The 22,681-nt window shown below is 54.1% G+C and carries 22 protein-coding genes; 14 read left to right on the forward strand and 8 right to left on the reverse strand.

The window, feature by feature from the left end; all coding sequences use genetic code 11:
• Window positions 1-88 precede the first annotated feature (88 nt).
• The gene (locus CHB59_RS04190; protein ID WP_089374986.1) at window positions 89-1,024 is read right to left on the reverse strand and encodes a FecR domain-containing protein; all 936 of its coding nucleotides are present in this window, start codon (window positions 1,022-1,024) and stop codon (window positions 89-91) included.
• A gap of 339 nt (window positions 1,025-1,363) precedes the next feature.
• Here CHB59_RS04190 and CHB59_RS04200 point away from each other — a divergent pair, with 339 nt between their 5' ends.
• The 4 genes from CHB59_RS04200 to CHB59_RS04215 are packed head-to-tail and all read left to right on the forward strand — an operon-like array spanning window position 1,364 to window position 5,838.
• A complete protein-coding gene (locus CHB59_RS04200) occupies window positions 1,364-2,917 on the forward strand; it encodes a DEAD/DEAH box helicase (protein ID WP_089374988.1) in 1,554 nt (517 codons plus the stop codon).
• A 12-nt stretch (window positions 2,918-2,929) separates the two neighbouring features.
• On the forward strand, window positions 2,930-4,759 hold the full coding sequence (gene recQ, locus CHB59_RS04205) for a DNA helicase RecQ (RefSeq protein ID WP_089374989.1): 1,830 nt from the start codon (window positions 2,930-2,932) through the stop codon (window positions 4,757-4,759).
• Between the two features lie 22 nt (window positions 4,760-4,781).
• The gene (locus CHB59_RS04210) at window positions 4,782-5,252 is read left to right on the forward strand and encodes a YaiI/YqxD family protein (RefSeq protein WP_089375133.1); all 471 of its coding nucleotides are present in this window, start codon (window positions 4,782-4,784) and stop codon (window positions 5,250-5,252) included.
• A gap of 19 nt (window positions 5,253-5,271) precedes the next feature.
• Window positions 5,272-5,838 carry a lipocalin family protein gene (locus CHB59_RS04215; RefSeq protein ID WP_089375134.1) on the forward strand — a complete coding sequence of 189 codons (567 nt, stop codon included), beginning with the start codon at window positions 5,272-5,274 and terminating at the stop codon, window positions 5,836-5,838.
• A 103-nt stretch (window positions 5,839-5,941) separates the two neighbouring features.
• Here the strand turns inward: CHB59_RS04215 and CHB59_RS04220 are convergent, their stop codons facing one another.
• On the reverse strand, window positions 5,942-6,454 hold the full coding sequence (locus CHB59_RS04220) for a BON domain-containing protein (RefSeq protein ID WP_089374990.1): 513 nt from the start codon (window positions 6,452-6,454) through the stop codon (window positions 5,942-5,944).
• Between the two features lie 201 nt (window positions 6,455-6,655).
• Here CHB59_RS04220 and CHB59_RS04225 point away from each other — a divergent pair, with 201 nt between their 5' ends.
• Window positions 6,656-7,351: a DUF2490 domain-containing protein gene (locus CHB59_RS04225; protein WP_089374991.1), complete on the forward strand. Its 696-nt coding sequence runs from the start codon at window positions 6,656-6,658 to the stop codon at window positions 7,349-7,351.
• Here the strand turns inward: CHB59_RS04225 and CHB59_RS04230 are convergent.
• The gene (locus CHB59_RS04230) at window positions 7,348-8,769 is read right to left on the reverse strand and encodes a sensor histidine kinase (RefSeq protein WP_089374992.1); all 1,422 of its coding nucleotides are present in this window, start codon (window positions 8,767-8,769) and stop codon (window positions 7,348-7,350) included. The two genes, CHB59_RS04225 and CHB59_RS04230, sit on opposite strands and share 4 nt — an antisense overlap.
• Before the next feature lie 229 nt (window positions 8,770-8,998).
• On the opposite strand from CHB59_RS04230, the gene CHB59_RS04235 reads away from it, so the two are divergent.
• From CHB59_RS04235 to CHB59_RS04260, 6 genes are all read left to right on the forward strand, one after another.
• Window positions 8,999-9,631 (forward strand): response regulator, encoded by a 633-nt coding sequence (locus CHB59_RS04235; RefSeq protein ID WP_089375135.1) that lies wholly within the window; start codon window positions 8,999-9,001, stop codon window positions 9,629-9,631.
• A 102-nt stretch (window positions 9,632-9,733) separates the two neighbouring features.
• Window positions 9,734-10,156, forward strand: coding sequence for a LytR/AlgR family response regulator transcription factor (locus tag CHB59_RS04240; RefSeq protein ID WP_245835029.1), 423 nt, complete (start codon window positions 9,734-9,736; stop codon window positions 10,154-10,156).
• A gap of 164 nt (window positions 10,157-10,320) precedes the next feature.
• Window positions 10,321-11,751 (forward strand): cytochrome ubiquinol oxidase subunit I, encoded by a 1,431-nt coding sequence (locus CHB59_RS04245; protein ID WP_089374993.1) that lies wholly within the window; start codon window positions 10,321-10,323, stop codon window positions 11,749-11,751.
• A gap of 6 nt (window positions 11,752-11,757) precedes the next feature.
• Window positions 11,758-12,765, forward strand: a complete 1,008-nt coding sequence (cydB, locus tag CHB59_RS04250; RefSeq protein ID WP_089374994.1) for a cytochrome d ubiquinol oxidase subunit II — start codon at window positions 11,758-11,760, stop codon at window positions 12,763-12,765.
• Window positions 12,752-12,901, forward strand: coding sequence for a DUF2474 domain-containing protein (locus CHB59_RS04255; protein WP_089374995.1), 150 nt, complete (start codon window positions 12,752-12,754; stop codon window positions 12,899-12,901). The genes cydB and CHB59_RS04255 overlap by 14 nt, the downstream gene beginning before the upstream one ends.
• 154 nt (window positions 12,902-13,055) lie before the next feature.
• Window positions 13,056-13,370, forward strand: coding sequence for a DMT family transporter (locus CHB59_RS04260; RefSeq protein WP_089374996.1), 315 nt, complete (start codon window positions 13,056-13,058; stop codon window positions 13,368-13,370).
• Window positions 13,371-13,396: 26 nt separating this feature from the next.
• On the opposite strand, the gene speG is transcribed toward CHB59_RS04260, so the two are convergent.
• Genes speG through CHB59_RS04275 form a run of 3 tightly spaced genes read right to left on the reverse strand, consistent with a single transcriptional unit; the run spans window position 13,397 to window position 17,113 of the window.
• On the reverse strand, window positions 13,397-13,966 hold the full coding sequence (gene speG, locus CHB59_RS04265) for a spermidine N1-acetyltransferase (protein ID WP_089374997.1): 570 nt from the start codon (window positions 13,964-13,966) through the stop codon (window positions 13,397-13,399).
• Window positions 13,967-13,971: 5 nt separating this feature from the next.
• Window positions 13,972-15,021 (reverse strand): TraB/GumN family protein, encoded by a 1,050-nt coding sequence (locus CHB59_RS04270; RefSeq protein ID WP_089374998.1) that lies wholly within the window; start codon window positions 15,019-15,021, stop codon window positions 13,972-13,974.
• On the reverse strand, window positions 14,906-17,113 hold the full coding sequence (locus CHB59_RS04275; RefSeq protein WP_089374999.1) for a YgiQ family radical SAM protein: 2,208 nt from the start codon (window positions 17,111-17,113) through the stop codon (window positions 14,906-14,908). The genes CHB59_RS04270 and CHB59_RS04275 overlap by 116 nt, the downstream gene beginning before the upstream one ends.
• Before the next feature lie 251 nt (window positions 17,114-17,364).
• Between CHB59_RS04275 and CHB59_RS04280 the strand changes: the two genes are divergently transcribed.
• The gene (locus CHB59_RS04280; RefSeq protein WP_089375000.1) at window positions 17,365-18,744 is read left to right on the forward strand and encodes a cytochrome P450; all 1,380 of its coding nucleotides are present in this window, start codon (window positions 17,365-17,367) and stop codon (window positions 18,742-18,744) included.
• Window positions 18,741-19,739: a lysophospholipid acyltransferase family protein gene (locus CHB59_RS04285; protein WP_089375001.1), complete on the forward strand. Its 999-nt coding sequence runs from the start codon at window positions 18,741-18,743 to the stop codon at window positions 19,737-19,739. Before CHB59_RS04280 ends, CHB59_RS04285 begins: the two co-directional genes overlap by 4 nt.
• 11 nt (window positions 19,740-19,750) lie before the next feature.
• On the opposite strand, the gene cueR is transcribed toward CHB59_RS04285, so the two are convergent.
• Together cueR and CHB59_RS04295 are read right to left on the reverse strand one after the other, a co-directional pair.
• On the reverse strand, window positions 19,751-20,152 hold the full coding sequence (gene cueR / locus CHB59_RS04290; protein WP_089375002.1) for a Cu(I)-responsive transcriptional regulator: 402 nt from the start codon (window positions 20,150-20,152) through the stop codon (window positions 19,751-19,753).
• The gene (locus CHB59_RS04295; RefSeq protein WP_089375003.1) at window positions 20,149-22,359 is read right to left on the reverse strand and encodes a heavy metal translocating P-type ATPase; all 2,211 of its coding nucleotides are present in this window, start codon (window positions 22,357-22,359) and stop codon (window positions 20,149-20,151) included. Before CHB59_RS04295 ends, cueR begins: the two co-directional genes overlap by 4 nt.
• 130 nt (window positions 22,360-22,489) lie before the next feature.
• Between CHB59_RS04295 and CHB59_RS04300 the strand changes: the two genes are divergently transcribed.
• The gene (locus CHB59_RS04300) at window positions 22,490-22,681 is read left to right on the forward strand and encodes a heavy-metal-associated domain-containing protein (protein WP_089375004.1); all 192 of its coding nucleotides are present in this window, start codon (window positions 22,490-22,492) and stop codon (window positions 22,679-22,681) included.

Here is a 22,681-nt window from a genome sequence, read left to right on the forward strand (position 1 = left end):
AAGTGGCTGAAAGGTATAAAAAAATTTCAGTTTTTTTATATTTACCTCTCAAGTTATTGTTTGTTATGTGTTTATATCACTGCCATTTTTATGCTGGCCTCAATGTCACCCAGTAGCGGGTAAAGAATTCAAGGCGCAGCCGGTAGGTATCCTGCAGGCTGGACAAGATGGCATCGAGGTCATTGACCGGGAAAGCGCCTGATACTTTGAGGTCTGCAATGGCGGGGTCGCAGCGTAATACGCCGCTGTGATAGCGGCCAAGCTCGGTCAGAAAATCCTGTAATGACATGTCGTTGGCGCTGAGGATGCCTTTGACCCAGAGATCGGCCCCAAGCGGCAGAGGCTTGATATCAGTGACATGATCCGCGTCAAACCTGGCAGTCTGGTTGGCCTGTATCAGCTCTTCGCCGCCATGGGCTGGCGCCAGGCTGACGGCATGTTCGAATACATTGACGCTGATATGGCTGCCATGGTCGCGGACGCTGAAGCGCGTGCCCATGGCGGTGATCATGCCGTGACGGGTCTTGACCTGGAATGGCGCGGAGATGCCTGCCGGATGCCCGGTTTGCACCATGATCTCACCCTTGATCAGCACCACGATGCGTTGCGTGTCGTTATAGATGGTATCAATGGCGGTACCGGTGTTGAGCACGATGATGGTGTCATCCGGCATGGTCCAGCTACGCTGTTCGCCCTTGCCTGTGGTGTAGTCGGCCAGCATGCCCTGCCATGGCTGCTCGCGATACATCATGGCGCCAGTGCCACCGATCAATGCTACTACGCCCAGTTTCTTAAGTACCTGGCGGCGGCTGGCGCGCTGAGCACGTTTTAATAACACGGCCTGCCCGAGTTCGGGGTTAAGGCCAGAGAATGATATATCCACTTGTTCAATGGCATGCCAGGCATTGCGGTGCTGGCTTGATGCTTCCAGCCAGCGTTGCAGCTCCTGTCTGTCCTGCTCTGTCACGGCAGGGTCGTGCAGGCGGATGTACCATTCAGTGGCAGTTTTCAGGATGTCGGACATATCGCGATATCATCAAGGAAAATGGTGGCAGACAGCGTGCTTTTCCACATAGGATGTGACAAGCCCCTGCCCCGAACAAGGTGACATCATAATACCAGCAGGTGTGTCGTCCAACCTGTCCGTTATCAATGTCCTTGGCTTGTTCATCAACTTACGCAAGCATTGCCAAGAAATGGCAGTTTTGCCGTATAATTGCATTCCCTGCGCTTCATCCAATCTGCGCAGCGGTCTTGAATCTAAAAGATACTTTACTTGCTGTCAGCCTCGATTGGAGTTATGTCATTGTAACAGGCCGACAAAACACCCTTGAATATATGGAGTTCCAGCTTGTCTTCTGACATGAGCCTTGCGCTTTCCAACATACAATTTTCCGATCTCGGCCTGGCAGAGCCTATCCTGCGTGCAATTGCTGATAGCGGCTATACCAACCCCACACCTATCCAGGCACAGGCGATTCCACTGGTCTTGACCGGTGGTGACCTGCTGGCTGGTGCGCAAACCGGCACAGGCAAAACCGCCGGTTTTACCCTGCCGCTGCTGCATCTGCTGCACTCCAACCCACTCAAGGCCAAAGCCGGTCAGCCACGCTGCCTGATCCTCACGCCGACGCGTGAACTGGCCGCGCAGGTGGAAGAATCCGTGCAAACCTATGGCAAACACCTTCAACTTACATCCGCCGTGATGTTCGGCGGTGTTGGCCTCAACCCGCAAGTTGCGCGCCTGAAAAAACCATTGGATATCCTGGTGGCTACTCCAGGTCGCTTGCTGGATCACGCATCACAGAATACTGTTGACCTTTCTGCCATCGAAATCCTGGTGCTGGATGAGGCAGACCGCATGCTGGACATGGGTTTCATCCGCGATATCAAGCGGATATTGGCCTTGCTGCCGCAGAAACGCCAGAACCTGTTGTTCTCCGCGACCTTCTCCGATGAAATCAAGGAGCTAGCGGATGGACTACTGCATAACCCTGGCTTTGTGGAAGTCGCCCGCCGCAATACGGCGTCCGAACTGGTCGAGCAATCCGTGCACCTGGTTGGCAAATCCCATAAACGCGAGCTGATGGCGCACCTGATTCGTGAACATGGCTGGAAGCAGGTATTGATTTTCACACGCACCAAGCATGGTGCAAACAGGCTGGCAGAAAAACTCAGCAAGGATGGCATTGCCGCAGCCGCTATCCATGGCAACAAGAGCCAATCTGCCCGTACCAAGGCGCTGGCGGAATTCAAGGATGGCACGTTGCCTGTACTGGTTGCCACCGATATTGCCGCCCGCGGCCTGGATATCGACCAGCTGCCACAGGTCGTGAACTTCGAGCTGCCCAATGTGCCGGAAGACTATGTGCACCGTATCGGTCGTACTGGCCGCGCCGGATGTGCTGGTGCTGCGGTATCGCTGGTGGATGAGGAGGAAGTCAAGCTGCTCAAGGGGATTGAGCGCCTGATCAAGCGCGAGATTCCGCGCCTGGAAGTACCTGGCGATTTTGTCCCTAGCGAAAAACAGCCTTCCAATGAAAGCCGCCCTGCCCAGCCAAAACAGCCAGCTTCCAACCAGCAACGCCGTCAACGGCCTCCACAGGAGCGACGTGCTCAGGATGAGACAAATGGCAATGTAGCCAAGCCTCGCCATGAACATCAAGGCCGTCGCAACAAGCCACATCACGGCAATGGCAACACTCAACGCGGTCAAGGCCAGCAGCACACTCAACAGGGACAACAGAACAAGTCTCAGGGACAGAAGAACCAGGCCAAGAAAAATCCGGAAAAGTTCATGTCGGAAGCTGCGCGTCACCAGGCCATGCCACAAGTGGGTCTGTTTGTTCCGCCGCAACCACCCAAACGCCAGTATCACGCCAATCCGGGCCAGCGCCCCAATCGAGGTCGCCGCTAGAGCCTGACCATTATGCAGGCGCAAACCGCCGCTCAGCAGTTGCTGGAGCAAACCTTCGGCTACAGCACTTTCCGCGGACCGCAGGAATCCATCGTCCATCATGTTGCCAGTGGCGGTGATGCGCTGGTGCTGATGCCCACGGGCGGCGGAAAATCCCTGTGCTACCAGATTCCCGCCCTGCTGAGACAGGGTGTGGGCATCGTGGTTTCTCCCCTGATTGCCTTGATGCAGGATCAGGTGGATGCACTGCGCCAGCTGGGCGTGCGTGCCGCCTTCATCAATTCCAGCCTGGATGCGGATACCGCACGTGCCACTTACCAGACCCTGATGCGTGGCGAGCTGGATATCCTGTATGTGGCGCCAGAACGGCTGGTCGCCCCCAATTTTCTCAGTACGCTGCATGAGATTCAGCAGCGCTTCGGCATTGCCCTGTTTGCCATTGACGAAGCACATTGCGTTTCACAATGGGGACACGATTTCCGCCCGGAATACCGCCAGCTCACCGTGCTGCATGAAGTGTTTCCCGATGTGCCGCGCATTGCCCTGACTGCCACGGCAGATGCGCCGACCCGTCATGAGATCGTCGAGCGACTGGGCCTGGACAGTGCAGAGCAATTCATTTCCAGCTTTGACCGCCCGAATATCCGCTATCGCGTAACGTTGAAGAACAATGCGCGTCAGCAGCTGCTTGCCTTTCTTGCGTCCGAGCACCCGCACGATGCCGGTATTGTCTATTGCCTGTCGCGGCGCAAGGTGGAAGAAACCGCCCTCTGGTTGAAAGAGCAAGGCTGGAATGCCTTGCCCTACCATGCCGGACTGGATGCTGGCATACGCCAGGCCAACCAGCAGCGTTTTCTGCGCGAGGAAGGCATCATCATGGTAGCGACCGTGGCGTTCGGCATGGGCATAGATAAACCCAATGTACGGTTTGTCGCGCACCTGGACCTGCCCAAGAGTATGGAAGGTTATTATCAGGAAACCGGCCGCGCCGGACGCGATGGCCTGGATGCCAATGCCTGGATGGTCTACGGCCTGGGTGATGTGGTGAATATGCGTCAGCTGCTGAGCGGCAGTGATACGCCGGAAGAGCGCAAGCGCCTGGAACGCCAGAAGCTGGATGCCCTGCTCGGCTATTGTGAATCCACCCATTGCCGCCACCAATCCATCCTGCGCTATTTTGGCGAGCAACATGCGGGGAGTTGTGGCCAGTGCGATAACTGCCTCAACCCCGTCAATACCTGGAACGGTACTGAAGCTGCCCGCATGGCGCTTTCATGTGTCTACCGCAGTGGACAGCGTTTTGGTGCCGGTCACCTGATCGATATCCTGCTGGGTAAAAGCACTGAGCAGATCAAGCGTTTCAACCATCATTCCCTGTCTACTTTCGGCATTGGCAAATCGCTGAACCAGGCACAATGGAGCAGCGTGCTCCGCCAGCTTGTGGCTGCGGGCCTGCTGGCAACGGATATGGAAGGTTATGGCGGCCTGCGGCTGACGGAAGCAGCACGTCCTTTGCTGCGCGGCGAAGCTGAGATATGGTTGCGCAGCGACCCACCGGATACGCGAAGCAGCAAGGCAGAACGTGCCAGCCAGACACGCGAGGCCTACAAGGAAGTCCAGGATGATCCGCTCTGGCTTGCACTCAAAGCCAGGCGGCTGGAGCTTGCCAGGGAACAAGAGGTGCCGCCTTATGTCATTTTCCACGACAGCACATTACTGGAAATTCTCCACCAGAAACCGCAAGACCTGCAGGCAATGGGGCGTATCAGCGGCATTGGCGAGGCAAAACTCGCACGTTATGGCGCAGATTTTCTGCAAGTATTGAACGAACATGCCGACTGATTCAAAGGAACAATCACATATGGTGCAAATCTGGGTTGATGCTGATGCCTGCCCTGTTGTCGTCAAGGAAATCCTGTTTCGGGCTGCGGAACGTACTGGCATCATGGTGACGCTGGTTGCCAATAAACTGCTGCGTGTACCGCCCTCCCCGCATATCCGCGCCTTGCAGGTACCGGGAGGATTCGATGTTACCGACAAGGAAATCGTGCAGAAACTGGAAGCTGGCGACCTGGTCATTACGGCAGATATTCCATTGGCAGCAGAAGTGATTGCCAAGGGTGGGCATGCCCTGAACCCGCGCGGCGAGATGTACGATAAAGGCAGCATAGGCGAGCGGTTGGCTATGCGCCACTTCATGGAAGATCTGCGCAATAGCGGTGTGGAACTGGGAGGCCCGGCTTCGTTCAGCCAGTCGGATCGCCAGGCGTTTGCCGCAGCGCTGGATCGTTTCATTCAACAACATCTGCCTAAGAATCAAGGCAATTCGTCATAAAGAGATCACCATGCTGCTCATGAAACGTGTGTGCTGGTTTTTGTCCGTATGCTGCCTGCTGGCCTGTACTGGCACTGCCACCCCCACAGGGCTGCAGCCTGTCACTGGGTTCAAGCCGGATCAATATCTGGGTAACTGGTATGAGATCGCACGCCTGGATCATTCGTTTGAACGGGGATTGCAGCAGGTGACTGCCACCTACAGCTTGCGCGAGGATGGCGGGCTGAAAGTAATCAATCGGGGCTATGACACGAAGAAACAGGAATGGAAAGAAGCTGAAGGCAAGGCCTATTTGGTCAACGGCCCTGATACCGGCAAGCTGAAAGTTTCTTTTTTCGGGCCTTTTTACGGTGCTTACAACATCATCGCTCTTGACCAGGTCAACTACAATTTTGCCATGGTCGCAGGCCCTGATCGCGATTATCTCTGGATACTCTCGCGCACACCGACACTATCCTTCCCCATCAAGGCGGAACTGATTGCCCGGGCTCAAGCCTGGGGCTTTAATACCAGCGAGTTGATTTTTGTCGACCAGAGTGGTGGCAACTCCATCCAGCCAGCCCATCGCGATACATTCAGACATTAATGCACCGATGTCAGGAATCTAGTTAGAGAAAGCGCACAGCAAAACCCCGGATCAAGTCCGGGGTGGCGAAGATCTGTCATTGCGGCCTTGCAGCCGCAGACACTTATTTGACGATCAGGCTGTTCTTGACTGACTTGACGCCCTCCACTGCCTTGGCAATGGCACCGGCCTTGCTGACCTGGGCGCTGGAATCCACAAAGCCGCTCAGCTGCACTATGCCTTTGTATGTTTCCACACTGACATGCAGCCCTTTCAGGCCTTCTTCTTTTACGATACCGGCTTTTACCTTGGCAGTAATCGTACTGTCATCCACGAGACGTCCGACTTCCTTTTTCTGCTGGGCTATTTTGTAATCACTGTATTCCTGCTGGTTCAGCTTGGCATCCTTGTTCTTGTCGGCGGCAGTGAATCGTTCTTTGGTATAAAAGCTGTCCTTGCTGGCCTCCGAAAAATTCAATACTCCGTCATTGTTGATATCCAGCTCACGGAACTGCTTAACCTCAGGGCTCTGGTTGATCTCCTCCGACATGGTCACTGCCCAGGCGCTGCCAGCTGCTAGCATGCATGTCAGTGGAATGGCAATGATCAGGGTGTTGATCTTGAATGGGTAACGCATACTGCCCTCCTACTTATTATTGTGTACGCTAATATGTTATTATCGCCTCAATGCAACGGCCATCAGTTGCCCACTGGAAATAGTGTCAGAATCCACTGACATGCCTTGAAGGTCGCCTTTTCATAGCCATTCAGGTACAGTCGGAACCCTGCGGGGTGCTCAAGCCCATGATTTCAACCATTCCAGACAGTTAGAACCACGATGCAGCCTCTCTCCAGATTTGTTAGTCTTTTTCTCGTGATTGCCACTCTGGGCGTGCAGCCGTATGCCTGGGCGGAGATTGAGGAAGATGGCAGGGTATGGCTCAATTTCACCATGGAAGGCATCTTGTCCGAACAGAACCGACTGGGCTGGTATGCCGAATTTCAGCCACGCTGGAAAGAGGAAGGCCGGGAAAATGACCAGGTCATCATCCGTCCGGCACTGAATTACCGGGTTTCAGATCGTGCCAGTATCTGGCTGGGTTATGCCGATATCAGGACACAGTCGGAACAGGGGGAAAACCATGAACAACGTTGGTGGCAACAATTCATGTATACCTTTCCCGCCACTTCCAGCGGGATCGTCCTGACCAGCCGCACGCGTCTGGAACAGCGTCATCTTGATACCGGGAGTGATACAGGCCACCGTCTGCGCCAGCTGGTACGCGTGATCAAGAAAGTGGAAGGCGCTGAATCCTTGAGCTGGCTGTTATGGAATGAACTATTCATCAACACCCGCAGCACTGACTGGGGCGCATTGAGCGGTTTTGACCAGAACCGCGCCTTTGCGGGCGTTGCCTGGCAGGCCACATCACATGCCAGGCTGGAAATCGGCTATGTAAACCAGTTTATACGCGGCCATACCTTTGACCGCATGCACCACGTGCTGTCTACTTCCCTATTCCTACGCTTCTAGGCACTGCCCAGCCTGGTAGGAATAATGACCATCAGACTGAAGCCCTGGTCAGGTGCGCTCGTGATATCCACACTACCGCCCAACGCCATGATGCGGCTGCGGATACCGGAAAGTCCATGGGTGGTGGATGTTTTCTTATCCAGGTCAGTCCCGATGCCGTTATCATCAATTTCCAGTTTAAGATGATCCAGTGAATCCACCAGGTGTACCGAGACTTCTGTTGCCTGGGCGTACTTGCTCGCGTTGTTGAGCGTTTCCTGTACCACGCGGTACACAATCAGGCTCACGGTTTCCTGCAGCTCAACCGTTTCGTCCGGGAGAATAAGATCCAGCGTCCACTCATTACGTTCCGCCATATCTTCCACCAGTGACCTGAGTGCAGGCCAAAAACCGATGGTGCTGATGATGGAAGGATGCAGGTTATGCACGACCTGCCGCTTGAACTCTATGCCTCGTTTCAGGTAACCCATGGTTTTGTCCAGCTTGTCCACCAGCTCCGGTTCCCTGTCCTTGACCCGGCGTATTGTCCAGGCAATATCCATCTTGGTGGCCGTCAGGATGGAGCCCAACTCGTCATGCAGTTCACGTGCCAGTTTCTGCCGTGCACGTTCCACATCAGACTGGTAGTCCAAAGCCAGTGTTTTCATCATATAGGAGTTTTCGCGCATACGCTCTTCATAGGTTTCGCAATCCCTGGCAAGCTGCTGACGCAGCTGGTCACGATGATTCATTTCCTGTACCAGCTGGCGGATGACCATGATCACAAGCAGTAACAACAACAGCGTAGAGCCGATCACCGCACTGCGGGTAATCACGATTGTTTTCTCGCGCTTCTGCATCAGTTTTGTCTGTGCCTGGCTTTGCTGGTCGATCAATGTTTGCGTGTACTGCATGAATTTGGCCATTTCTGCCGCACCATGATCCAGCTTGACGACTTGCAATGCCTCTTCTTCCTTGCCTGTCTGCACTAGCGAAATTGCCAGCTTCATTTCAGCATTCCTGGCTTCCAGGCTGGAGCTGAGCGCGATCAACCAGCTCTGCTCCTGCTTGTCCTGCATGAAATCAGTTTGACTGGTCAGCAAACCTTCCACTTTCTGGATGTACCGGCGAGATGCGTCAATCGCCTGGTCAAATGCGGAAACCAGTTCATTTTTGTGGTTCAGGAGATAGCCACGCTGTGCGCTTTCGGCCTGGTTGAGACTGGTACGCAATTGCTGCAATACCATGATATTGCGCTGCACCTGGCTGATTTGCGCGCTCTGCTTCTCTATTTCCACGATCCAGGCGTCCGTGATGAATACCGCGATCAGTGCCAGCACCATGGCCGCAAGCAGAATCGCCAGAACGCGCCCACCCAGGCGCTTGACCAGCTTGTCACCCCAACGGGCCAATATATTGCCAAATGCTTTTATGTCCATTACTCCTCAATCATGATGTCAGTCTTTTCTGACAAGGAATTCAGCAGCCTTCCACTCATCAGTAAAGTAACGATAGCCTACAGTGTAATCCATATCGTGAACACCTATTATTTGTCCTGCCCGTCCCAGAAATGTGTCAAGGCACTGCAGATAAAAACTTGAAGATCAGGACCTGCCACTTTAGTATCAATCCTTGTCACATCCTTTATTTGAAGAGCCACCAGTATTTATGAAGAATATTCTGCTTGTTGATGACCACAAAATTGTGCGCGATGGCTTGCGCAACCTGATTGAGCTCGAACCGGACATGCAGGTGACAGGAGAAGCAGCTACAGGGCTGGAAGCCATCAAATTGGTCAGGCAAAACCAGTATGATGCGATTGTTATGGATATTGCGATGCCGGATAAAAACGGTGTCGATACCCTGCATGATTTGCGCCATGTCTCCCCGGATGTACCCGTGCTGATTCTGAGCGGCTACGGGGAAGAACAGTATGCGCTAAACCTCATGCGCAGTGGCTGCAAGGGTTATCTCTCGAAAGATGCAGATTCCGAGGAGATCATCAAGGCCATCCGCACCATCGCAAACGGTAAGCGCTATATTTCATCCGAGCTGGCAGAGCTCATGACCAACGAATTGAGCCATCCTTCCGAGAAACTACTGCATGAAACCCTGTCTGACCGTGAGTTTCAGGTGTTCTTTAAACTGGCCAGCGGCCTGAGTGCCACGGAAATTGGCAAGGAATTATGTATCAGCGTCAAAACAGTCAGTACCTATCGCACTCGCATCATGGAGAAAATGAGCCTGAAGACCAATGCAGACCTGACGTATTACGCCATCAAGAATCAGTTGATTGCATAAAGGCCATCATTCCGGTGGGTATCAGAATTTGTAGGAATCTTGCGGATAGTGAAAAGCAAAACACCTGGATAAGATGACGTGAAGCTGGTTATGGGAACCATCATGAAACAAAGCCTCCCGGATGTGGAGCAATATCTGCGAAAAATGAAAGTACTTCTGGTAGAAGACTCCATGCTGCTGCGGGACGCTATCATGAACATTCTTTCCGACTGTCCGGACCTGACGTTTACAGGTGTTGCGCTGAGCCAGGATGAGGCGATTCATCAACTATACCAGCAGCCCTTCGATCTGTTGCTGGTTGATATCGAACTTGCACAAGGCAATGGTTTTGAGGTTATCAAGGCGACCCAGCAGGATAGCTATCCTTTTTCACGCCCGGCCTATTTTATCCTGACCAATCATACCTATCCGCAATACCGACAGATGGCACGCACCCTGGGGGTGGAACACTTTTTCGACAAATCCATGGATTTTGATCTGGCGATTGAAACCATAGAAGCACAAGCAGCAAAATTCTCTGCCTGAATCAGGCGCATGGCATCACACGCAATCTGTGATGGTATTTATCCTTAAACCTGTATCTATTTAACGCTGGCATTACCCAGTAAGCTAGGGGTATTGAATTCAGGCAATCCCATGCTCTCATGATTTGCCTGTACGGTAGATAATCAAGGAGCCTGAACACTACCATGCCTGATTTTTCTGCACTTGACCTCGCACGTATCCAGTTCGCATTCACGGTTTCGTTCCACATTATTTTCCCCTCCATCACCATTGGTCTTGCCAGCTATCTGTTTGTGCTGGAAGCCCTGTGGCTGAAAACCAGCAAGGATGTTTACAAGGACCTTTACCACTACTGGCTCAAGATATTTGGTGTCAATTTTGGCATGGGGGTGGTTTCCGGCCTGGTCATGGCCTATCAGTTTGGCACCAACTGGAGCGGGTTTTCCACATTTTCCGGCAGCATTACCGGCCCATTGCTGACGTATGAGGTATTAACTGCATTTTTCCTGGAAGCCGGCTTCCTTGGCGTCATGATGTTTGGCTGGAGTCGTGTTGGGCCTGGCCTGCATTTGCTTTCCACGGCCATGGTCGCGCTGGGCACCCTGATCTCCGCCACATGGATCCTGGCCTCCAACAGCTGGATGCAGACACCGCAAGGATTTGAAATTGCCAATGGTGTCGCCGTGCCCACGGACTGGTGGCAGATTATTTTCAATCCTTCCTTCCCGTACCGCCTACTGCATATGAGCGTGGCGGCATTCCTCGCCACGGCGCTCATGGTCGGCGCAGCTGGAGCCTGGCATCTGCTGCGCAAGCAGAATAGTATCGGGGTGCGCACCATGCTCTCAATGGCAATGTGGATGCTGCTCATCGTGGCACCGATTCAAGCCGTCATTGGGGATTTCCATGGCCTCAACACCCTCAAGCACCAGCCTGCGAAGATTGCAGCCATTGAAGGCCACTGGCAGAACCACGATGGTAAGGCTGTTCCCTTGTTGTTATTCGGCTTGCCGGACATGAAAGAGGAAAAAACACACTTTTCTGTTGGTGTTCCTCATCTCGGCAGCCTGATACTCACACACACCTGGGATGGGCAGATTCCGGCGCTCAAGGATTTTCCTGCCGAAGATCGCCCGAATGCCAGTATCATTTTCTGGTCATTCCGCATCATGGTAGGTTTGGGCCTGCTGATGATTGCGCTCGGCATATGGAGTTTGTGGCTGCGTTACCAGCAACTCCTGTTTTCCCACAAGGGATTCCTGCGATTCGCGCTCTGTATGGGCCCCACTGGCGTCATTGCCATCCTTGCTGGCTGGTTTACAACAGAAGTCGGGCGGCAACCTTGGGTAGTTTATGGCATCATGCGTACCGCAGATGCAGTGTCCAACCATGACATTGCCTCACTGGCAGCATCACTGGCATTATTTGTCGTGGTCTATCTGTTCGTGTTCGGTGTCGGCATTGGCTATCTTCTGCACCTGATGCGCCTGCCCGTCCCGCATTCAGTCCATGAGCCGGATGGAGGCCCTGGTCAAGCCCGGCAACCGATGCGGCCGCTGTCTACGCCAGATGAACCATTTTCACTGACAACACCTTTGTCCAACGCTAAGGAATAGTAGTTGATGGAATTCGATTTACCCATGATATGGCTGATAGTCATCATGTTTGCAATCACCATGTATGTGATCATGGATGGTTTTGATCTTGGTATTGGCATCATGTTTCCGTTTGTCCGGGACAAGCATGACCGCGACGTGATGATGAATACGGTTGCCCCCGTCTGGGATGGCAATGAAACCTGGCTGGTTCTGGGCGGCGCCGGCCTGATGGCAGCATTTCCCCTGGCATATGCAACGGTGTTGAGCGCGCTTTACCAGCCCATTATCCTGATGCTGCTGGGGCTGATTTTCCGTGGTGTTGCCTTTGAATTCCGCTTCAAGGCACCGGAAAAAGAACAGCCGTTATGGGACAAGGCATTTATCGGTGGCTCCATCACCGCGGCATTTTTCCAGGGTGTCACGCTGGGCGCGTATATCAACGGTATCATCCTGCATGATCACACATTTTCCGGGAACGCATTTGACTGGCTCACGCCATTTTCCCTGTTCACCGGTCTCGGCGTCACGGTAGCCTATGCCCTGCTCGGCAGCACCTGGCTCATCATGAAAACAGAAGGCGAACTGCAACAACGCATGCTGCAACTCACCCGCCCTCTTGTCGGCCTGGTCGTCATTGCATTGGCCGGTGTCAGTATCTGGACACCACTGGCACACCCAGACATTGCAGAACGCTGGTTCAGTCTGCCCAATTTCTATTTCCTCTCCCTGGTGCCATTACTGGTAATCATCAGCCTGTATTCCCTGATGCGTGAACTCAAGTCAGGCTACGACAGGCAGCCCTTCATCTCGGCGCTGATCATTGTCCTGCTCGGTCTCCTCGGCCTGGCAATCAGTATCTGGCCCAACATCATTCCACCCAACATCACGATATGGGAGGCGGCGGCACCCGCTTCCAGCTTGAAATTCGCTCTGATAGGCACACTGGCAATTGTGCCTGTCATTCTCGGCTACACCATCTGGTCCTACCGCGTGTTCAAGGGCAAGGTACGTCACGGCGATGGCTACCACTGAAACAAGCAGGCATTGTCCTGCCTGGCTCAAGCGCCTGGGCTGGCTATGCCTGATCTGGAGTGCCAGTGTGCTGGCAATGCTGATTGCCGCATACCTCATGCGCCTCTTCATGCAGATGATCGGCCTGCATGCCTGATAAGCCAGTTTGGTTTGACAAGGCTCTGCCTACGTGAAAGAATTAATCCGTCATGACAGTGTTCAGCAGATTGATCATTGTCGGCATGTCGGGGACGACCTCGGCATCATTTACACCATCACGGGACGGCCCGATCCAAACGAAAGGGTTATCTATGTCCTGGATGTATCTGTTACTGGCCGGCCTGCTTGAAATCGGTTTCACTACCTGCCTGAAAATGTCCGATAGTTTCAGCAAGCCTCTACCTTCCATTGGTTTCCTGTTGTTTGCCATCCTGAGTTTCACCATGCTGACAAAGGCGCTGGAAGGCATCCCACTAGGCACTGCCTATGCCATATGGACCGGGATCGGCGCTTGTGGCACCGCCATCATCGGTATCTGGCTGTTTGGCGATCCGGCAGGCACATTGCGACTTTTATTCCTGTTGCTATTGATAGGGTCTATCATCGGACTCAAGCTGGTGTCTTGATCACGGGTGGCAGGAAAATGACGGGGTCACTCGTCTTCTTGCCACTCCCGCAGGACAGAAGCATCTACCGGCGCTGCTCCCACATGGCGTAAATAATCGCTCTGCAACAGGCGCATACGCAAGACATCCCGGTATGAGCCATTGGAGAAAAATTCCGCCTTGAGTTCGCCCTCCACTTCAAACCCGCAAGTTTCATAGATATGGATGGCAGCCAGGTTATCCGTATCCACGATCAGGTATACCTTGTGCAGGTTCAGGACGCGGAAGGCATAGCCCACCGCAATCCTGGTGGCTGACTTGGCCAACCCCCTGCCCTGATAATCCGGCGCAATGATGATCTGGAATTCAGCGCGGCGGTGGATATAGTTGATTTCCACCAGCTCGACCAGGCCTGCCAGCTCGCCACTCTCCAGCTGGATAATGAAGCGCCGCTCGGTCTGGTCATGGATATGCCTGTCATACAACGCCACCAGCTCATCATAGGCTTCGTATGGTTCCTCGAACCAATACCGCATGATGGTATCGTTGTTGTTGAGCTTGTGCACAAAGTGCAGATCGTTACGCTCCAGCGGACGCAGGTTGATATGGTCGGCCATGTGTATTACTCCGGGACTGGTATGGGTAAATTATACCCGGCCCTAGCTTCAGTGCCCGCTGGCATGACTACAAAGCCCATCTGTCGCAATCTGGCCAACAAGCCGTCGTTGCCTGGTAAATGCGCAGCACCTACTGCCACGAATATCGACTGCTGCCGTGCTGCACTGGCGATGCGTTCTGCCATTCTCACGTTGCGTTTATCAAGCAGATCAATCCGCAGTCTGTCCCATAACTCGGCAGGAATATCTTCTGCAGACAGTGTCTGGTCTATTGCTGCCACCTGTTCCGGATCACCGGAAAGATAGGCGGAAATCATCAGCTCAAAATCTTGTTTTTTCTGTTCCTGGCTACGCTTGAGCACACTGCGGAGCAGGAGCAGTTGCTCGTCCATTGCCAGGTTTTCCAGTGTGGCGAAATGTTCCTGCTGCGATTCCAGCGCCTGCAGGCGCTTACCTGACTTCTGGGCCTGTAAATACAATTTGGCGTCTAGCGTATAAGGCGATTGCGATACCGGCAAGTCAAACACCATGGCCAGTAGCCAGGGCTTCATGCGCACCGCCATCTCGCGCGGCAATCCATGAAAATCAGCTGCCGCATAGACCTGCTCCAGCTCGGCACTGGTCAGCCACTGCGCCAGGCTCCCCTCCTTCATGTAATACGGCGAAACATCGTTGGATGGCAGGACTTCCATCATGAATACCTGCACCGTTTCAAGTGCGGTGCTGATTGGCTCAGTCAGCGTGGCCACTCGCGCATCATCCACATGAATGGTGCCGAACAGATAGCTGATCGGTCCATCGGCCGCCTGGATTTTCCAGAGCATGCCATCGCTGGCAGCCAGTGCTATTGTGGCATGCCACAACAATGTGATGAAAAAGCCCCGCAAGACTGATATTGCGAGGCTTTTGCAGAAACGCATGCTGGTCAGCATGAACGGATTATCGACCAGTTTTCCTGGCTGGTGAGCGCGCCATGTTTTTCTTGTGTCCACCCATGGGAACACGCGCGCCAGTCCTGACCGAACCTGTCGCTCGGGCAGGATGTCGACTGCCATTGTCCTTGCCTTGATCGCGTGGAAGAATAGGCTGCCAGGCAGGAATCAGGTGTTTCTTGCCATTGCCGATCAAGTCTTCGCGTCCCATTTTTTTCAATGCCTCACGCAACATCGGCCAGTTGTTGGGGTCGTGATAGCGGATGAACGCCTTATGCAGCTTGCGCACATTGCCAGCCTTGGGTACTGGCACATCCTCGCTGTCGTGTGTCACCTTGCGCAAGGGGTTCTTGCCTGAGTGATACATAGCAGTTGCCATCGCCATCGGCGTGGGGGTGAAAGTCTGCACCTGGTCAAGCTTGAAATCATATTTCTTCAGCCACAGCGCCAGGTTGAGCATATCTTCATCCGTGGTACCGGGATGCGAGGCGATAAAATACGGTATCAGGTATTGCTCCTTGCCCGCCTCGCGCGAGAAGCGCTCGAACATTTCCTTGAATTCGTCGTAAGCCGTCATCGCCGGCTTCATCATCTTGCTCAGCACATTCTCTTCGGAATGCTCAGGTGCAATCTTGAGGTAACCACCAACGTGATGCTGTACCAGCTCCTTGACGTATTCTGGCGATTTCACTGCTAAATCGTAACGCAGGCCAGAGCCAATCTGGATGCGCTTGATGCCCGGAATCGCCCGCGCCTTGCGATAAAGCTGGATCAGGTGTGAATGATCGGTATTGAGGTTCTCGCAGATACCTGGAAACACGCAGGACAATTTGCGGCAATTCTTCTCTATAGTTTCGCTCTTGCAGGCCAGGCGATACATGTTCGCCGTCGGCCCGCCAAGGTCGGAAATCGTGCCGGTGAAGCCATCCACCTTGTCGCGCACTTCTTCCAGCTCCTTGAGGATTGACGCCTCGGAACGGCTCTGGATGATGCGGCCTTCATGCTCGGTAATCGAACAGAAAGTACAACCACCGAAGCAGCCACGCATAATGTTGACCGAGAAGCGGATCATCTCCCAGGCCGGGATACGTGCATCCTTATAGACTGGATGCGGCTTGCGTGCATAAGTCAGGTCATAGACATAGTCCATTTCCTTCGTCGTCAATGGAATCGGCGGCGGGTTGAGCCAGACTTCGCGGTCGCCATGGCGCTGTACCAGCGCACGCGCATTGCCCGGATTGGCCTCCAGGTGCAGCACACGCGATGCGTGGGCATACAGCACCGGGTCCTTGATCACCTCTTCATAGGCCGGTAGGCGGATGAATTGATGACTGCGTTCTGCCTTAGGCTTGTTCGGCTTGCGCACGATGGTAATCGGCTGTGTGCCTGGCTCCAACCCCTTGTTCGCGGCATTGGCCGCCGTAGAAGCGCAGGATTCCCCGGTCTGCTCCATCGCCGGCTCCATGGCGTATGGGTCTATGGGCTTGTCAATTTTCCCCGGCCTGTCCAGCGCAGTGGAGGAAACTTCTTCCCAGCCTTCTGGCACCCGTTTGCGCAGGAAAGCCGTGCCACGGATATCGGTAATCTCGCTCACTGGCTCGCCCTTGGCGATGCGGTGGCTAAGCTCGATCAATGCGCGCTCGGCATTACCGTATAGCAGAATATCCGCCTTGGAATCCACCAGCACCGAGCGCCTGACCTTGTCAGACCAGTAATCGTAATGCGCAATGCGGCGCAAGGAAGCCTCAATGCTGCCGATCACCAGCGGCACATCGGGATAAGCTTCGCGGCAACGCTGGGAATACACCAGGATGGCGCGGTCAGGCCGCTTGCCTGCAACAGCCCCTGGCGTATAGGCATCATCAGAACGAATTTTACGGTCTGCCGTGTAATGGTTGACCATGGAATCCATGTTGCCCGCCGTGATGCCGAAATACAGGTTGGGCTTGCCCAGCACACGGAACGGGTCTGCAGACTGCCAATCCGGCTGCGAGATAATGCCGACACGGAAACCCTGTGCCTCCAGTAGGCGGCCTATCAATGCCATGCCGAAACTAGGGTGGTCGATATAAGCGTCACCCGTGACCAGGATAATATCGCAGCTGTCCCAGCCCAGCGCATCCATTTCGGCGCGGCTCATGGGAAGTACAGGCGCTGTGCCAAAGCGTTTGGCCCAATACGGCCGATAAGCACTCAATAAACGTGGAGATTCCATATGGCCGGCATTTTACATGGGAATCCCCAGCTTATGACACAATCGTAGTGTGGAAATTAAAATTTAATTTAAAAATCAGTGAATTAATTGCCTCCATCACTTTACCTGACCCTTGTTCCGTATGCTTGCTGGATAAAACCGACATGAATGTATTACAATTTTGGCACGCTCAGGGAAGCTGAAATAATTCCAATAAATCAGAATCATATTGCCCCATAAATGGTGCATGAATAATAAAAAGTAACCGCCATATGAAAACTATTGAAATAAAAGGGGAAACATTTTTCGAACCTGCACACCCCTCTTATTACAATGGATCGGGGAATGCATTGCATGTTCTATGGCGCGCGCGCAAGGATTTTCTTTCCATCTGGTCTGAAGATGATTACCAGGATCGCGTGTTTGACTGGAAGATACTGAATCGCCAGATCGTCATTGTTAACTCTCCCGAGTGGATTAAATATGTCCTGATAGACCGCCGGGATAATTTTGAGCGCAAAACCCCGCAAATGCGTCGTGCGCTGGAATATTTGCTTGGTGACGGACTCTTCATCTCGGATGGGCACACATGGAACCAGCGCAGGCCACTGGTCAGCGATATCGTACATAAAACCCGTGTGCCAGACTTTGGTCCCATCATGGCGACAGCAGCACATGAGTTGGCAGCCAAATGGCATCAACTTCCCCCTGGCACCCACGTCAACCTGCTGCATGAAATGGCGGTATTAACTGCCGAAATTATTGCCAGAAGCGTGTTTGGCAGCCAATTGGGCAGCGAAGCCTGCCAGGCAGTTGCCAAGGGTTTCACCAAATACCAGGCATCCGTTGACCAATTGAACCCGGGGTATTTTGTGGGTTTTGATGATGGCCTGCCCCTTATCCGCTGGCCCTGGTTAAACCATTCGGTCAAATCCATCCACCAGGTAGTGGATGATGTCATTGACCAGCACCTGAAAGGACGGGGAGAAAACCAGTCCATGCTTTCCTTGTTGCTCAAGCGTCAACAAAGAAACCCGGAACTCAACCTGAACGTGGCCGCATTGAGAAACGAAGCTGCCACTATTTTCATGGCAGGCCATGAAACAACAGCCGCCACTTTAAGCTGGGCATGGTATTTGTTGTCCAGCGCACCCTGGGTGGAACAACGCCTGTTGGAAGAAATCAGAGAGGTATGCGGTGACCGCACCCCTACCGTGGAGGATGTTCCTAACCTGGAATGGGCAAGAGCAATTATCGAGGAAACACTGAGGCTGTATCCACCAGTGCCTATTCTGGGCCGGCAGAACCAGGAAGCCGATGTAATCAACAATATCCATGTCAAACCTGCATCGTTGATCCTGATCGTACCGTGGCTACTACACAGGAGCGCATCCCTGTTTGATGACCCGCATTTGTTCAAGCCAGAACGATTCTACCGGACCAGGCCGCCATCATACAGCTACATCCCGTTTGCCATTGGCCCCAGAATCTGCCCCGGATTACAGTTCGGCCGCGTGGAAGCGATCCTGTGCCTGGCGATCCTCGCGCAGCAATTCGTCATCAGGGTTCCCGAGCACCACCAGGTCAAACCAGTATGCCGGTTAACCTTGCGTCCTGAGAGGGGGCTGCCTGCCTCTATTCACCCAAGATGAGTACAAAACCAGATATCAAGCCACTGAAGAGAAAAGCCTGGAAATATACGAAAAAGCGCTTGCCGGCTTTGCACGATTTCACGTTCTCAATCCAGGGCTGCAAGCAGTTCTTTCGTGCCTGGTGCCTCACCCCGCTCTCGTACCTGAATACGCTCACCAGCCACTATCTGCTTAAATTATTACCTGTAGATATATGTTCTGCAGTCGGCGGATGGCTGGGACGCATAGTGATGAAGTACAAATACCCTGCTTCTGTCGCCAATATGCGTCAGAATCTGAGCGTAATCCACCCGGACTGGGGCGCCGAGATCATCGATGCTGTGGTCACGAAGAATTGTGAAAACATCGGGCGCTTCATGGCTGAGTTCTCAGTCATTCACCGTATTTGTGCTTCGACCAATCGTGTCACCACAACAAATTTCGATAACCTGCTTCAGGCTGTAGAGCAAGGTCCTGTGATTCTAACTCCCTTGCATTTGGGCAATTGGGAAGTCTTATCGAGCATGGCCCAGTATGATGACAGAGGATTTCACACATTCTTTCTACCACCTGACAACCCAGCAGAAGCATGGATTGCCCAACGCACGCGCAAGAAACTGGGCGCAAACCTGTTGCCAGTGGGGATGGATGGGGTCAGGCCTGCGCTGAAAATTCTTAAACAAGGGGGTATCGTTGCGCTCCCCTGCGATGAAGGATTCAATGGCAGGATTCGCGGCCCTTTCTTTGGCAGGGCACCACACTTGAGCGGCAATACTGCGCTTGTCACTCGACTGGCAAGATTATCAGGTGCAAAGATCTGTATTGTTTACAGCGAAAGAACGCACGGTGCTCACTTCAATTGCCATTTTGAACCTGCCATTACCTTGCCAGTGCAACAGGCAGGTGACAACACGGAATCAGGCTTGATCAATGATGCCGTGCTGCTGAATGAGGCAATTGAGCAGATCATCATCCGGCACATTGACCAGTGGTATTTTCTACCCGACAAATTATAAGCACTCCATAATTACTTGCGGTTTCCACTTGTCGATAAATGCTCCATGATCGGGCATTCCGGCTGTTGGTTACCCTGACAGGCGTAGATCAGTTGTTCCAGCGTCATTCTCATTGCCTGCAACTGCCCGATTTTCCTGTCCAGCTCTGCCAGATGCTGGCTTGCCAGTGCTTTGACATCCTGGCTGGCCCGGTTCTGGTTGCTCCATAACGCCAACAAAGTGCCGATTTGCGGAATGGAAAATCCCAGTTCCCGCGCATGGTGAATGAAGACCAGGCGTTGTATGTCCTGTGGCTGATAGGTGCGATAGCCTGCCTCGGTTCTGGCTGGAGCGGGTATCAGGCCGATGGATTCATAGTGGCGTATCATCTTTGCCGATACGCCACTGGCCGCTGCCGCTTTGCCAATATTCATGTGTTCTCCTGCTTGGCAGGTTTCCACCGGCGCAACATCAGGGCGTTGGTGACGACACTGACGGAGCTCATCGCCATCGCCGCCCCTGCCACCACGGGATTCAGCAATCCCAACGCCGCCAACGGGATGCCCACCATGTTATAGATGAAGGCCCAGAACAGGTTTTGCTGGATCTTGCGGTAAGTGCGGCGTGAGATGGCGATGGTATCCGCGACCATCAGCGGACTGGCGCGCATCAGGGTCACGGCAGCAGTATGCATGGCAACATCTGTGCCGCTGGACATGGCAAAACCGATATCCGCCGCTGCCAGTGCCGGGGCGTCGTTGATGCCGTCGCCCACCATCGCCACCACTCTGCCCTCCTGCCGCAATCTGGCAATGACCTTGGCCTTGGTGTCCGGCAACTGCCCCGCATGCCATTCATCCAGCGCCAGTTGCTGCGCGATGCGGTCTGCGCTGGCCTGGTTGTCACCAGTCAGCAGCAGCACCCGGATATCCAGCGCGTGCAGGTTGCTGATGGCTCTTGCCGCTTCAGACCGGACCTCGTCGCCAAAGGCCAGCATCCCCAGCAATTGCGGTTGCGCCTGTTCATCCTCTGCCGCCAACCATGAAATACTGTATCCAGCCTGCATCATCGGCGCGGCGGTTTCCTGCCATGTTTCAACCGTCACGCCAGCCTCCTGCATGGCATGCTGATTGCCCAGCCATACGCGCCTGCCCCGCACTTTCGCCATCAGGCCGCGCCCGGGCAAGGCAACGGCCTCTGTCGCTGTTTCAATATCCAAGCCCTTTTCCCGCACGTAGTCCAACACAGCTACTGCCAATGGATGATGGCTACTCTGCTCCAGCGCGGCCGCCAAGCCTAACAATGCATGTTCCTGTCCCGGCGCGGCAAGCGCCTGGATGATGCGAGGCTTGCCTACGGTCAGGGTGCCGGTTTTATCAAATACAATGGTATCGATACGGTGCGCGATTTCCAGCGCGTCTGCATCCTTGATGAGAATGCCGTGCCTCGCCGCCACGCCGGTTCCCGCCATGATCGCCGTCGGCGTCGCCAGGCCCAATGCGCAGGGGCAGGCAATCACCAGTACTGCCACGGCATTGAGCACAGCCTGTTCCCAGTTGCCGTCATGCCAGAGCCAGGCTGTCAGTGTCAGGGCCGCGATCACCAGCACCACCGGCACGAATACGGCGCTGACCTGATCGACCAACCGTTGTATCGCGGGCTTGGCCGCCTGCGCATCCTCCACCAGGCGGATGATATGCGCCAACATAGTTTCCGCGCCGATCGCGCTGGTTTCCACCAGCAGCACGCCATCCAGGTTCACTGCGCCGCCCGCCACCTTGCTGCCCAGGCTTTTCTTCACGGGCTCGCTTTCCCCAGTCAGCATGGCTTCATCCAGATAGCTGCTGCCTTCACGGATGATGCCATCCACCGGCACACGCTCCCCCGGACGGATCACCACCATATCGCCCACTTGCACGTTATTCAGCGGCACATCCCGCTCCACACCATCGCGCCGCACCCGCGCAGTTTCCGGACGCAATGCCTGCAGGGCGCGAATGGCTTCTGTCGTCTGGCGCTTGGCACGGCTTTCCAGCCACTTGCCCAGCAGCACCAGCGTAATCACCGCACTACTGGCCTCGAAATACAGATGGGAAGAACCTTGCCATAGCAGGTAGAGAGAAAGGCCATAGGCAGAGGAAGTCCCCAGTGCCACCAGCAGATCCATATTGCCAGAGAGATTGACCGCCGCCTTCCAGCCTGAACGGTAAAAACGTGCGCCCAACCAGAACTGCACCGGCGTCGCCAGCAGAAACTGCACCCAACCCGGCGGCATCCAGTGATAGCCTGCCAGCATACCCACCATCGGCAGCACCAACGGCAAGGTCAGCAATGCAGCCAGCGCGACCTTCCAGCCATCCTGCACACTCTCGGAAAGCACAGGCACGGCATCGGGCAGCAGCAACCGTGCCTGATAGCCCAGTTTATCCACTGCCTGTTCCACCTGTTGCGCCACTGTCTCCTGCTGAGCCCTCTCTGCTTCACTCGTTCGCACCTGCGCCCGCTCAGTGGCCAGGTTCACACTGACCTCCTGCACGCCCGGCAGCTTGCTCAGGGTACGTTCAATGCGCGCGGCACAGGCAGCGCAGGTCATGCCTGTGATGGCGAAATCCAGTTTTTCCGATGATGTCTGCTTTGTCATAAGATCGATGTCCTGATGGAAGCATATAACTTGTCCAGCTTAAAGCTTGCCATGATGGTAAGGTCAAGCCTTGACTTTACCATGTGGGGAAGGTTCATACTGTAGCCTGTCCATTATGAAAGGAATTGCCATGCACGAATTCAAAGTCAGCGATATGAGCTGCAACCACTGTGTCCATGCCATTACCCAGGCTACGCTCACTGTCGATCCGCAAGCCAAGGTCAATATCGATCTGCCGGGCAGGATTGTACATATTGACAGCAGCATGCCTGCCGACAATTTCCGCCATGCCATTAGTGAAGCAGGTTATACAGCAGAATGA

The sequence above is a fragment of the Methylobacillus rhizosphaerae genome (assembly GCF_900187985.1).
GTDB lineage: Bacteria > Pseudomonadota > Gammaproteobacteria > Burkholderiales > Methylophilaceae > Methylobacillus > Methylobacillus rhizosphaerae.

Coding starts and splice junctions, on each gene's coding strand:
- CHB59_RS04215 (WP_089375134.1), top strand. CDS start 5,272: ATGAAACGTGTGTGCTGGTTTTTGTCCGTATGCTGCCTGCTGGCCTGT.
- CHB59_RS04220 (WP_089374990.1), bottom strand. CDS start 6,454: ATGCGTTACCCATTCAAGATCAACACCCTGATCATTGCCATTCCACTG.
- CHB59_RS04270 (WP_089374998.1), bottom strand. CDS start 15,021: ATGGCAGTCGACATCCTGCCCGAGCGACAGGTTCGGTCAGGACTGGCG.
- CHB59_RS04275 (WP_089374999.1), bottom strand. CDS start 17,113: ATGGAATCTCCACGTTTATTGAGTGCTTATCGGCCGTATTGGGCCAAA.
- CHB59_RS04240 (WP_245835029.1), top strand. CDS start 9,734: ATGAAACAAAGCCTCCCGGATGTGGAGCAATATCTGCGAAAAATGAAA.
- recQ (WP_089374989.1), top strand. CDS start 2,930: ATGCAGGCGCAAACCGCCGCTCAGCAGTTGCTGGAGCAAACCTTCGGC.
- CHB59_RS04190 (WP_089374986.1), bottom strand. CDS start 1,024: ATGTCCGACATCCTGAAAACTGCCACTGAATGGTACATCCGCCTGCAC.
- CHB59_RS04280 (WP_089375000.1), top strand. CDS start 17,365: ATGAAAACTATTGAAATAAAAGGGGAAACATTTTTCGAACCTGCACAC.
- CHB59_RS04200 (WP_089374988.1), top strand. CDS start 1,364: ATGAGCCTTGCGCTTTCCAACATACAATTTTCCGATCTCGGCCTGGCA.
- CHB59_RS04235 (WP_089375135.1), top strand. CDS start 8,999: ATGAAGAATATTCTGCTTGTTGATGACCACAAAATTGTGCGCGATGGC.
- CHB59_RS04285 (WP_089375001.1), top strand. CDS start 18,741: ATGAGTACAAAACCAGATATCAAGCCACTGAAGAGAAAAGCCTGGAAA.
- CHB59_RS04300 (WP_089375004.1), top strand. CDS start 22,490: ATGCACGAATTCAAAGTCAGCGATATGAGCTGCAACCACTGTGTCCAT.
- cydB (WP_089374994.1), top strand. CDS start 11,758: ATGGAATTCGATTTACCCATGATATGGCTGATAGTCATCATGTTTGCA.
- speG (WP_089374997.1), bottom strand. CDS start 13,966: ATGGCCGACCATATCAACCTGCGTCCGCTGGAGCGTAACGATCTGCAC.
- CHB59_RS04260 (WP_089374996.1), top strand. CDS start 13,056: ATGTCCTGGATGTATCTGTTACTGGCCGGCCTGCTTGAAATCGGTTTC.
- CHB59_RS04230 (WP_089374992.1), bottom strand. CDS start 8,769: ATGGACATAAAAGCATTTGGCAATATATTGGCCCGTTGGGGTGACAAG.
- cueR (WP_089375002.1), bottom strand. CDS start 20,152: ATGAATATTGGCAAAGCGGCAGCGGCCAGTGGCGTATCGGCAAAGATG.
- CHB59_RS04295 (WP_089375003.1), bottom strand. CDS start 22,359: ATGACAAAGCAGACATCATCGGAAAAACTGGATTTCGCCATCACAGGC.
- CHB59_RS04225 (WP_089374991.1), top strand. CDS start 6,656: ATGCAGCCTCTCTCCAGATTTGTTAGTCTTTTTCTCGTGATTGCCACT.
- CHB59_RS04255 (WP_089374995.1), top strand. CDS start 12,752: ATGGCTACCACTGAAACAAGCAGGCATTGTCCTGCCTGGCTCAAGCGC.
- CHB59_RS04245 (WP_089374993.1), top strand. CDS start 10,321: ATGCCTGATTTTTCTGCACTTGACCTCGCACGTATCCAGTTCGCATTC.